Annotated in this window: 12 protein-coding genes; 1 reads left to right on the forward strand and 11 read right to left on the reverse strand. The window is 42.7% G+C overall.

The genetic code is table 11. From position 1 onward, the window contains the following. Positions 1-26: 26 nt before the first annotated feature. From CTER_RS10160 to CTER_RS10200, 10 genes are all read right to left on the reverse strand, one after another. Positions 27-626, reverse strand: a complete 600-nt coding sequence (locus tag CTER_RS10160) for a thiamine phosphate synthase (protein ID WP_004625307.1) — start codon at positions 624-626, stop codon at positions 27-29. Positions 627-634: 8 nt separating this feature from the next. Beyond that, on the reverse strand, positions 635-1,801 hold the full coding sequence (gene thiH, locus CTER_RS10165) for a 2-iminoacetate synthase ThiH (protein WP_004625286.1): 1,167 nt from the start codon (positions 1,799-1,801) through the stop codon (positions 635-637). 2 nt (positions 1,802-1,803) lie between these two features. Beyond that, the gene (locus tag CTER_RS10170; RefSeq protein WP_004625352.1) at positions 1,804-2,571 is read right to left on the reverse strand and encodes a thiazole synthase; all 768 of its coding nucleotides are present in this window, start codon (positions 2,569-2,571) and stop codon (positions 1,804-1,806) included. Between the two features lie 108 nt (positions 2,572-2,679). After that, a complete protein-coding gene (gene thiF, locus CTER_RS10175; protein ID WP_004625358.1) occupies positions 2,680-3,483 on the reverse strand; it encodes a sulfur carrier protein ThiS adenylyltransferase ThiF in 804 nt (267 codons plus the stop codon). 2 nt (positions 3,484-3,485) lie between these two features. Then, entirely contained in the window at positions 3,486-3,680 is a 195-nt protein-coding gene (gene thiS / locus CTER_RS10180; protein ID WP_004625289.1) for a sulfur carrier protein ThiS, read from the reverse strand. Between the two features lie 410 nt (positions 3,681-4,090). Beyond that, complete coding sequence (locus CTER_RS26925) at positions 4,091-4,786, reverse strand: hypothetical protein (RefSeq protein WP_004625333.1); 696 nt, start codon at positions 4,784-4,786, stop codon at positions 4,091-4,093. A gap of 1 nt (position 4,787) precedes the next feature. After that, positions 4,788-5,756 carry a hypothetical protein gene (locus tag CTER_RS26930; RefSeq protein ID WP_004625243.1) on the reverse strand — a complete coding sequence of 323 codons (969 nt, stop codon included), beginning with the start codon at positions 5,754-5,756 and terminating at the stop codon, positions 4,788-4,790. A gap of 1 nt (position 5,757) precedes the next feature. Beyond that, on the reverse strand, positions 5,758-6,534 hold the full coding sequence (locus tag CTER_RS10190) for an ABC transporter ATP-binding protein (protein ID WP_004625288.1): 777 nt from the start codon (positions 6,532-6,534) through the stop codon (positions 5,758-5,760). 112 nt (positions 6,535-6,646) lie between these two features. Then, on the reverse strand, positions 6,647-7,105 hold the full coding sequence (locus tag CTER_RS10195) for a threonine/serine exporter family protein (RefSeq protein WP_004625274.1): 459 nt from the start codon (positions 7,103-7,105) through the stop codon (positions 6,647-6,649). 54 nt (positions 7,106-7,159) lie between these two features. Further along, a complete protein-coding gene (locus CTER_RS10200; protein ID WP_004625310.1) occupies positions 7,160-7,915 on the reverse strand; it encodes a threonine/serine exporter family protein in 756 nt (251 codons plus the stop codon). Positions 7,916-8,249: 334 nt separating this feature from the next. On the opposite strand from CTER_RS10200, the gene CTER_RS28285 reads away from it, so the two are divergent. After that, positions 8,250-8,396: a hypothetical protein gene (locus CTER_RS28285; RefSeq protein WP_004625306.1), complete on the forward strand. Its 147-nt coding sequence runs from the start codon at positions 8,250-8,252 to the stop codon at positions 8,394-8,396. 524 nt (positions 8,397-8,920) lie between these two features. Here CTER_RS28285 and CTER_RS10205 read toward each other — a convergent pair. Next, positions 8,921-10,579 (reverse strand): peptidoglycan D,D-transpeptidase FtsI family protein, encoded by a 1,659-nt coding sequence (locus tag CTER_RS10205; protein ID WP_004625380.1) that lies wholly within the window; start codon positions 10,577-10,579, stop codon positions 8,921-8,923. Positions 10,580-10,820: the final 241 nt, after the last annotated feature.

A 10,820-nucleotide genomic window follows, 5' to 3' on the forward strand; every position in this document is an offset into this window, starting at 1 on the left:
AATTTCTTAACATTTTATGTACTTTTTCAGAATATCTGATGTTGTTTTGCCGAAAAAAATGAAAGACATGAGGGCTCACGGCAGGTCATAGCCTCGCTCATAACACACACGCCTTTGGCACCCGTTTCAAGGACAGCCTGTACCCGTTCCCGGGTTATTCCGCCGATGGCAAATACCGGAATATCGACCCTGCTGCACACTTCTCTCAAAAAGTCCATTCCCCGCGGCGGAAGTCCCTTTTTGCAATCAGTGGGAAATATATGGCCTGCTATGAGGTAACCGGCGCCAAGCTCCCGGGCTTCCACAGCCTCATCTGCCGAGTGTACCGATGCACCTGTGCATTTAAACTGCCCCAGCCGGTTCTTATTCAATCTCAGATCCTCCATTGACAAATGTATAAGGGGAATATTCAGTTTTGCTGCAATATCGATATTTTTATTAATTATCAGCTTGACTTTATTTTCTTCGCAGATTGACAGTACCTGTCGTGCCAGCTGTTCATATTCCTGCTGTCCCAGATCCTTTTCCCTCAAAATTATTGCCTCCGGTCCTGTCTCTGCCAACCGGCCAAGCCGTGCCGGAAAGTCATCCCTGCATAGCTTCCTGTTTGTAACCAAAATCAACATACGCTCTCCTATACTCTTACATAATCGGTATATACAGGCTGTAAACCTCTGCCTGCTATCATTTCATGTATTTCACCCACACCGCGGGAATCGGAGATTTCAAACTGTTCATCACCCTTTTCACGGTTTTTATGCCCCCCTACTCCCACACTTACCCCGGCTGAAATTTTTGTAGCTGCCAGACCTATTATATGATCCCTGAAGTTGGGCTTTTCTCTTGTAGAAATGGTTATTCCGGCAAAGGGCATTAATAAACGGTAGGCCAGCATGACCTGTAAAAGCTGCCTTTCATGAACCTCGGCAGGGTTGTTGCCGGAATTGTTGATATATGGCCTTAGCCGGGGCACCGAAAAGGAGATCTCGGCATGGGGATATTTTTGCTGAAGAAAATATGCGTGCATCCCTGCCGCAAAGGCATCCTTTCTAAAGTCGTCCAGCCCCAGCAAAGCACCTATTCCAACGCCCCGCATTCCGCCAAGCAAGGCCCTTTCCTGCGCGTTGAAACGGTAAGGGAATATCCTTTTTGGCCCTCTTAAATGCACCTGTCCATACTTATCAATATTATAGGTTTCCTGATAGACCGAAACAAAATCCGCCCCGCATTTATTCAGGTAGACATATTCCTCCGAGTTCAATGGGTATATTTCAATTCCAACGGTAGAAAAGCGGCGGGCAGCTCGCTTGACGGCTTCCCCTATATATTCCACACCCGAGGCATTACGGGCTTCTCCCGTTAAAATCAGAATCTCCCTCAGTCCGGTGGCGGCAATGGCCTGAAGCTCTTCTTCCATCTCCTCCATAGACAGCCGGCCACGCTGAATTTTGTTCCTGCAGTTAAACCCGCAGTATACACACTCATTTTCACAATAGTTCGAAATGTACAGCGGCGTAAATAAACAAACCGAATTTCCAAAGTGCTTTCTTGTCTCAAGCAATGCCTTGCGTGCCATTTCTTCCAGATACGGCATTGCGGCAGGGGATAAGACAGCCCCATAATCGTCAGGTGTCAACAGCTCTTTGCCCAAGGCTCTTTCAACATCCTTGCCGGCATATTTGCCGTAATCATAGCTGCCGGCAAGCGAAAGCACCCTGTTCATAATATCCGGACTGACGGCCTCCATGCCGTCAAGATAATTCATATGTTCCATATACTTCATATACTCTATATCAGCCATATCTAATCCTCCAAAAAGCCTGTCAAAGGGCTTGACGCTTCGGCACTGTATTCCAGGACCCTTCCCGGGCCGGCCAGATATGCGTCACGCCCGGCCTGTATAGCCAGCTTGAAGGCCCTTGCCATGAGGGCTACATCGCTTGACGTGGCAACAGCGGTGTTGCACATGACGGCAGCAGCCCCCATTTCCATGGCCTCACATGCCTGGGACGGCCGGCCAATACCCGCATCCACTATAACTGGCAGATCAATTTCATCTATGAGGATTTTTATAAAATCCCTGGTGCTCAAGCCCTTGTTGCTGCCTATGGGTGAGGCCAGCGGCATTACCGCCGCCGCTCCCGCATTTGCCAGGTCCCTTGCGGTATTCAGATCGGGATACATGTAGGGCATAACAATGAAGCCCTCCTTTGCCAGCATTTCCGTTGCCCTTACAGTTTCATGGTTATCCGGCAGCAGATACCTGGTGTCCCGGATAACCTCCACCTTCACAAAGCTGCCGCAGCCCACCTCTCGTGCAAGGCGCGCAATCCTCACAGCCTCTTCCGCGTTTCTGGCACCCGAAGTATTGGGCAATAATGTGATCCCTTCCGGTATGTAGTCCAGAATATTTTCTTCTCCGCCCACATTGGCCCGGCGCAGGGCAAGAGTTACCATTTCGGCCTCTCCCTGTTCGATTACCGCTTTTACAAGCTCAAGAGAAAACTTTCCCGAGCCCAATATGAACCTGGAATTGAACTCATGTCCTTCAATTATTAATTTATCAGTCATTTTTTAACCTCCTTAACCCTGTTATGGCTTTGAGCCGCACAGCGGCCACAAAAAATAATTAATTCCGCCTGCTCCCATATCCGCCATAAGGCGAATAGGAGAGGCTTTTCAGGCTTCTTCCATCCCCAGTAATAACCTTAAAACCATATTGGCCTGGTGTCCGGCGCAGACCATGACTCTCGGAGCCATTAAACCGCTGCCTGTTCCTGCTCCGTTTTCCAGGTCTCCGCATAAATACAGGCGCTTCATAGGTTTTACAGTTCTTATGAGGTTTGAGCTTTCACAGCCTGCCATACCCGAAGCCGCCACCACCTTAATGTCCGGAAGCTGCTCCAGCGCAGTATTCACAAGGACGGCTTTGGCCTCCGGCTTGTCAAAAGCCTCACACACAATGTCATAGCCTTCAAACAGTTCCCTGACATTGTTTTCGGCAACTCTTACATCCCTCAGCTCAATTTTTACAAATGGATTTATTTCCTGTATCTGTTTCTTTAAAGCAGCTGTTTTAGGCATTCCCAGGTGGCTGATACTATAGCACTGCCTGTTCAGGTTGCTTGGCTCAACCACATCAAAATCCACCAGCAGCAATTGTCCCACTCCGACTCTGGCAAGCATTACAGCTATATTTGAGCCAAGGCCGCCCAGTCCGGCAACAGCAACTTTACCTTTTTTCACCTCGCTGTGTACCCTGGGAGTATGCCTTGCCATCATCATGCTTTCAAGTTCATCTTTCCCGGGCATTACACCTTTGGTGATAATATTCAAAATATCATTTTCCGAAATTTTGCAGTCCTCTTCAATTTGAAAGCCGTTTAAAATGACAATGTCGTTTGGTTTTCCGTATCTCTCACGTACCTCAAAGGCCCACCCCGCATCCAGCTCTATTTTCCTGCCGTTCAGTGTTATCCGCATATTCAGCCCCCGCCCACAAATCTGACCACTTCTATTGCAGCCCGGTCATCGACGATGGTATTCTCATATTCTCCCTTTGAGATTATTTGTCCGTTCAATTCCACTGCCACAATTGCAGGATTGTAACCCCTGGTCTTTAAAAATTCATCAAGGGTCTGGCTTTTATCAAGTTTGTGATATGTTCCGTTTAGTTTCATTGCAACCTCCCAGTAATTAACGCTTGTGCCGGTAATTAATATGTTTTCAGCTTAATAGCTGTTACAGACCTCAAAGAATAGCTTCAAGTCAATTCCACACCATCAATAGTGCTTTCGGCCGGTATCCAGCATGGATTGCCCACGAAGCTCTTGCCTGAAATAGTATGGCTGTATCCAATCAGGCAACAGCTATTTATAACCGGAAGCATCCACAAAATTTAACTGGCACAACGAGTTATTTAATGTGTTCTATTAAACAAAAAAGCACAAAACAAGGAACACCCTTTCGGTGGTGTTCCCCATTTTGTGCTTTTTTAATTATTTAAATTTTAAAAGATTTCTATTGCTGTGTCAAGTCGGACTTCCATCCCGGCATCACTTGCTTTTAAAACCAATGAAATAAATTGCAGTCAGGAAGTGCATTCCAAATCCTTCCAGCTGGTTTTGAAACAATAGTGCCATATGATCATTGTAATTACTGCCGAGACAGCAATGTTGACAGTTACACCAAAGGAAATAAATTTGGCACCAAAGTGGATTAAAGCCATAAATCCCGATAAAAACAGAAGCGCAAAGCTCAAGGCCGCATTGGTGCCCTGCTTCATGCCCTGGAATTCCTGTGAAAACGGTAAGCTTTTAGTAGCTATTCTGAAAAAGCATATCAGCAGTAAAAGCATGTTTATAAACATCAGAATGATATCCGGAATGATACGGGGTCCGTACAACAGCACACATGCCAGACTCAGAACGGTGATCAGTGGTAAATTGAACTTAAATATAAAAGCTTTCAGAGCGCCTCTTAATATAATGGCCGGCTTTTCAACCGGCAGAGCCTTATATATCCATGCCCCCCTGAATTTTTCGCTCTTACTTATAAAGCTGACCGAAATACTTGCCATGGCTATGCCGATGTACACACAGAGATATGTGTTACTGCCTTTTATTCTAACAAGTCCTTCTGAAAAATTCCCTCTAAACAGATTCATAAATATAAAAATGAACGGCATTATAAAGGCAAAAACAAGGCTTGGATATAATTGAAGCTTCAGCTTCCTTTCACTTGAAATCATGTCCCGGGTAAACTTAAAGACGGCCCTTTCCTGCATATCAGGGCAAGCCGCAGCAGAAACAAGTTTTTGCAGTCCGGAGTTCCTTTCCTTTTTTTTGATTTTTGCCGCTGTTGTTGTTCAGCTTTTGCAAATTCCTTTCAAAATAAGGAACGATGTATTTTAAATAGACTCCAAAGGAAATAACAGGTATTATCACCGCTAAAGCTGCCGAATACATATAAAAACCTGCAAAATCCTTTTCGGCAAGCATATTCAGCGGCGCTGCAAACCAGGTTGTCGGTATAAGGTAGTTCCACCATTTGGGAGCAAAATGCACACTGGTTTCCGAAACATCAAACATTCTGCCTATAAACTGATATGCAATAGTTATAAAGACTGTAAGAGTTATTTGAAAATAATTTATTATGTCCTTCAGCTTCTCACCGTCAAAGAGTCTGAGAATCAGGAAATAAAGTATGGAAGTCAGAAACATTACCAGACCGGAAATCAGAATAATCTCCAGCAGAAAAACCAGCGAAAACAGCATGCCGTACTTGAAATAGCACATTACGATAGTAGGGCCTGAAAGCGCCAGGGTTATTCTGACCAAATAATAAAAAACATGAATGGTTTTGGCCAGTTTCAGGGTCTTTTCTTTAACAGGTCTCGGCATCAGGATATTTTTATCTTTAACATCCAATAGAACAGTTGAAAAATCGGATATCATCGTCGCAAGAATCATAAATATAATCATGCCAAGAATAATATTCATTTTATAAAAGGTAGAAAATGGGACCCAAACGAAAATCGATATCATCAGTCCCATAAAGCCATACATAAACATGGACAGCAGCGGGATATTCCTGTTTTCAATATTTCTTGTGCCCGACAGTACTGTAGGCACATTTCTGGAGTCCAGAGTCAGCTTTATTTTCAGGATCATTCTCAGCTGCAAATAATCAATATCATTTTTTTTCAAAGCCCCGGCTGTTTTGTCCAGCAGTCTTATCAAAACAAACTCTTTCATTTTATGCTCCTATTATATTTACAAATTCATCGGCCAGCTGCTTATGTTTGTCAAAACCGGTCAACTGGTTGAAAATATCTTCAAGGCTGCCTTCCTTACTCTGCTCCTTAAGCTGGTCAAAGGTGCCGTCGGCAACAATGCTGCCGTTGTTGATAAGAATTATCCTGTCGCTTATCTTTTCAACCACCTCCATTATGTGGGAGGAATAGAATATTGTCTTACCCTGCCTGGCCAGGTGGCTCATGATCTCCTTAAAGACCATAACGCTGTTGGCATCCAGTCCGCTCAGGGGCTCGTCCAGGAATAAAATATCCGGATTGTGAATAAGGCTTGAAATGAGCAGGACCTTCTGCTTCATACCTTTGGAATAGGACGTGATCCTTGAGTCATATACCTGTTCTATACCGAACAGTTCCATCAGCTTATATGCCTTTTTATCGGTCTCCTCATATGCCATGCCGTACAATTGGCCCAGAAAGGTTATGTATTCACGGGCAGTGAGATTGTCGAATATTTCTGCGGTCTCAGGTACATAACCGATCTTTCTTTTATATTCTACACTTCCATTTGATATGTCCTCTCCCATCACCTTTACGACACCTTTATAGCCGGTCAGCAGTCCCAGAAATATCTTTACCGTAGTACTCTTTCCTGCGCCGTTCGGCCCGATATAACCTATTATCTGCCCCTTTGGAACATCAATGCTGATTCCTTTTAAAACCTGTTTTGACCCGTAACTCATATATAGTTCCCGGATTGATATCGCAAGCTCTTCCATTAAATATCCTCCAACTATCCAGCCATACCATTAAAATTTTTAAATTTTCTATCCTCTTTAAGTTTTCCATTATTTTCTAATTATTCCATTATAGTGCATAATATGGCCACTTTCAACTTTTCCCATACAGCCTTATATTTTTCAATTTTGTAAAGAACTTAAATATAGTGGTGGACAGCATTATTCCAAAACCTATGCTTCCGCCTACGGCCAATGCCAGAACCCCTTTGCTCAATGCCTGGGACATATTGTTTTCAGCAATATACCTCAGCGCGGTATACGCCGTAAACCCCGGCACGAGCGGAAATATTCCCGGGATCAGAAACTCAAAGGCCGGGGTTTTAAGCTTTCTCGCCAGCGACTCACTGTAGCAGCCCACAACCACTGCACCAACAAAGGTAGAAGCAATGGCATTTTGAGTGACGTTAAAAACCAGCAGGTACGCAGACCAGCCCAGCGCCCCGCTTAAACCTGCCCAGCCTATTTTCTTTCTGTCTATATTAAATAAAACAGCAGGAAATATACTTCCGAAAAACGCAATAACAACCTGTAATAATTGAACGGTTGACATAGATACTTAGCCTCCATTTATCATCCATAACTTTAAATAAGATAATGAATTTGTTTAAAACCATTTCATAAAAATGGAAAGTGCCGTTACGATTCCCACGCTCATGGCCACTATGATCAGTATAGCTTCTCCCAACTTTGCAAATCCCGAAACATAATCCCCATAAAGCAAATCCTTGATCCCGTTGGTCAGTGCCACTCCGGGCAGGAGAACAATTATTGCGCCTGTTATTACATTATCCTTGTTGATCTGGGGAAAAAACGAACCAATTGCAAGGCTTACCGCTCCTATTATAAAACCTGAAAGATAGTACTCCAGAAATTGAAAGGAGCCTATTTTAGAGATATATTCCAAAAGCAGGTATATTCCAAAGCTTATTAAAAGTGAGACCAACGCATCCAAAATGCCTCCGTTAAAAAATATGGCATATGAAAAAGCCGTCAGTCCTGCCGCCAAAAGCCTGATACCCAGTGAAAAATTGGGCGCATTATATATCTCCCGCAGCTTGTTTTTAGCCTCCTCGTAAGGCAGAGGATTTTCAGCAAGACCTCTTGAAAAGGAATTTATAAGTTCAACCCTGTAAAGATCAACGCGTCTTAGATTAATTCTTTTTACCGAAGTTACAAATTCCCCCTCCTGGTCGGATATTGAAATAAAAATACCTGTAGAGGTGGAAATACATTCGCCGTTAAAACCATAGGAAGAACATATCTTCTTTATTGTCTCCTCCACCCTGTATGCCTCGGCACCGTTACTCAAAAGAATTTCACCGGCAGATGTCGCAATTTCAGCAACTTTTTTAGCTTCCATAAATACACCCGTGTCCGGCATTTCGTACAAAACACAATAAAAGAAATGGCATGGGCCGGGTACCTCCTCTACTTATTTTATAATTTTTTTCAACCTCTTGCCTCAATTTTTAAAATTGTTATAGAGTTATAGAATCAAATTCAATTATACCATTGGTATGAATTGCTTGACCGACCATATAATTATAACAATTTTGCCCTATGATTAATATCTCCTATTAAATTTATATTTAATTTTGAAGAAATTATAAAAGGAATTATTATTTGAATAAAAAAGACAAATCATCAAAATATATTATAAACAGCTTATAAATATAACAGAAAGGAGTTTTTTTATGAGTCAGAAGGGAAATAAGGAGCACAAAAAATCATCCAAGTCCAATTCTAAAAATAAATCCGAAAAAAATATAAATCAGGATAATGAAGGATCGGATTTTAACAACAAAAACAATGTTAAACCCCGCAACCAGCCTTTATTCTAGAAATTGGCAGTGAACAAACGAATAGAAAGCCTGATTAAAGAAATAATATGTACTGTGATACAGAAATGTATCCGTTGGATACTCAGGTATTCATAGGATATTTATGTATCCGCTGGGCAAAGGTTTAGCTGACCAAAAAAGTTGGGAGATGATACCTTTGGACTTCTTTGTTTCTCTATCAATCGCAGTAATTGATAGTAAGGTTTTATGATGTTAATATACTGCAGCAATGTATGTAATTAGCATTATGGGACTTGCAAGTTGTTTTTGATGTCGAGCATTGGGAGATGATGAAGTTGATGGTTTTTAACTTTTTTTCTGCCATACCCGTAATTGAAAATTTCTTGCGTCCGATTAGTGCTCGAGGTACTGCATCTGCTCCAAGAGGGTGGCCGCAGTTAATAAGAGCAGTAACGGATTAATGCAGGGAAAACAAAAGCAGTTCGGTTAGTTTCTTAACCGTTGGTTAAATCATTAGCTAGGCAGCAGGGATTCTATTAATCGGAATCCCTGCTTGTCTTTTATTACAGTCCCAGTTTCATAATTTCCGATCCAATTTCTGCAAATATTGGCGCTGCAGCCTCGCCGCCGCTCCTTCCGTCTTCGATAAAAATGGCTACCGAATATTTGGGACTTCCTGCCGGAAAATATCCTGCAAACCATGCCTGAATAATTTTTTCTCCATCGATGTATTGCCCTGTCTCAGCACTTCCTGTTTTTCCTCCTGCTCCGCCGTATCCATCCATATTGGCCTTTTTCCCGGTCCCTTCACTTATGACCCCCTCCATCAGGGCCATTATTCTGTCGGCACTGGCTTTTGAAATCACTCTCTCCTGGGAGGTCTCTCTAAGATCCCTTACTTTGTTTCCGCTGCTGTTGACAACGCTGTCCAGGAGATTAACATTATTTTTAATGCCGCCGTTGGCTATGGTTGCGACCATATCGGCAATCTGAACCGGTGTCGCCATAATCTGCCCCTGTCCTATTGACATATTTGCAATGTCACCGGGATTTTGAAGGTCGGCTTTCGCGGGAATTATTCCTCTGGCTTCACCTATCCCCTGCTTTGTCAAGGTTGTATTTTCACCAAGTCCAAATTTTTTACACATGTTTAAAATGGGGTCGGCACCCAGGTCCAGTGACATATTGATAAAATACGCATTACAGGACTTGGCCAGGGCAGTGTTGATATCAACCGTACCGTGTCCGCCCGTTTCATATGAGGAGCATTTGAATTCGGTATCGGCTATCTGGATGTATCCCGGGCAGCTGAATACCATATTGTAATCGGGCTGCTGCTCGAAAATAGCTGCCAGGTCCACCAGCTTGAAAACCGAACCGATATTGTATTGTGCCACTGCACGGTTGAACAGCGGCCTTTTATTATTTGAGAGATATTTTTCAATATCGTTGGGGTCAAAATCCGGTTTGCTGCATATGCCCACAATATCACCGGTTTTGACATTCTCAACTACAATCGCCCCGGTCAGATTTCTGCTGTCGAGAGCCTTTTCAATAATATCCTGAATGTGATAATCCAGTGTTAATTTTATATCCAGCTTGCTGTTCTTTTTGTCATCCTCTTTAATGATTCTATATCCAAGGCCGGTGAGCAAATCATTGCTTCCATCGGTAATGACTGCTATGCTGTCCTCCTTACCATAATTGAGCGTTTTTTCAAACAGCTTTTCAAGCCCGTTAATACCCACATTATCAACCTTGTTGAGATAACCAAGCAAATGTTTGGCCTTTGTGTCGGTATTATACCTGCTTAAGGAATTGACAAATGATACCCCGTCTATGTTCATGGAGGTTATAAGAGCCTTTGTCTCCTGATCTATCTCAACTAATATGGGTGTATTTTTCCGCTGGATTTCTTCCATTGTCTTTTCGGGCTCAAGGCCAAGTATGGCACACAGCTGGTTTATAACCTGGGATTGATCCCTGAGCAGTGCCGGTTTAAGCACAGCTGTTATTTTTTGAGTCCTGCCGGTAAATTTGATACCGTTTTTGTCCAGAAAATCTCCTCTGACACTCTCAATCCGCACATTGTTCACTCTCTGAGCCGATGCCTCTTTAGATAATAGTCCTCCTCCGACTGTCTGAATATAACATAATCTCGTCAGCAAACATGAAAATATAGCTAAAAATACAAATAATATAATTCTTATTCTTCTCAACATAAAAAGCCCCTTTATCCGAAATTATCCAATACATAGAGTGTTTCCAGATAAAGAGGCAAATTATACCATGGGTAAATATTAAAAGATTTGCCTTCCCGCTCATTACCAAATTTCGATCCACGTTCCTACGAGAGGAACGACTACTTTATGCAGTTTACTCTAATCTTAGTTTATTATTTCAATCCACGTTCCTACGAGAGGAACGACATAATTACTAAAATTCTTTCTATGCACATTCAAA

This window comes from Ruminiclostridium cellobioparum subsp. termitidis CT1112, assembly GCF_000350485.1.
In the GTDB taxonomy this organism is placed as follows: Bacteria; Bacillota; Clostridia; order Acetivibrionales; family DSM-1351; genus Ruminiclostridium; species Ruminiclostridium termitidis.

What these genes read in the sequence shown, in the direction of transcription:
- CTER_RS10160 (WP_004625307.1), bottom strand. Translation starts at nt 626, where the DNA reads ATGTTGATTTTGGTTACAAACAGGAAGCTATGCAGGGATGACTTTCCG.
- CTER_RS10200 (WP_004625310.1), bottom strand. Translation starts at nt 7,915, where the DNA reads ATGGAAGCTAAAAAAGTTGCTGAAATTGCGACATCTGCCGGTGAAATT.
- thiH (WP_004625286.1), bottom strand. Translation starts at nt 1,801, where the DNA reads ATGGCTGATATAGAGTATATGAAGTATATGGAACATATGAATTATCTT.
- CTER_RS26925 (WP_004625333.1), bottom strand. Translation starts at nt 4,786, where the DNA reads ATGCAGGAAAGGGCCGTCTTTAAGTTTACCCGGGACATGATTTCAAGT.
- CTER_RS10205 (WP_004625380.1), bottom strand. Translation starts at nt 10,579, where the DNA reads ATGTTGAGAAGAATAAGAATTATATTATTTGTATTTTTAGCTATATTT.
- CTER_RS10190 (WP_004625288.1), bottom strand. Translation starts at nt 6,534, where the DNA reads ATGGAAGAGCTTGCGATATCAATCCGGGAACTATATATGAGTTACGGG.
- CTER_RS10195 (WP_004625274.1), bottom strand. Translation starts at nt 7,105, where the DNA reads ATGTCAACCGTTCAATTATTACAGGTTGTTATTGCGTTTTTCGGAAGT.
- CTER_RS10170 (WP_004625352.1), bottom strand. Translation starts at nt 2,571, where the DNA reads ATGACTGATAAATTAATAATTGAAGGACATGAGTTCAATTCCAGGTTC.
- thiF (WP_004625358.1), bottom strand. Translation starts at nt 3,483, where the DNA reads ATGCGGATAACACTGAACGGCAGGAAAATAGAGCTGGATGCGGGGTGG.
- CTER_RS28285 (WP_004625306.1), top strand. Translation starts at nt 8,250, where the DNA reads ATGAGTCAGAAGGGAAATAAGGAGCACAAAAAATCATCCAAGTCCAAT.
- CTER_RS26930 (WP_004625243.1), bottom strand. Translation starts at nt 5,756, where the DNA reads ATGAAAGAGTTTGTTTTGATAAGACTGCTGGACAAAACAGCCGGGGCT.
- thiS (WP_004625289.1), bottom strand. Translation starts at nt 3,680, where the DNA reads ATGAAACTAAACGGAACATATCACAAACTTGATAAAAGCCAGACCCTT.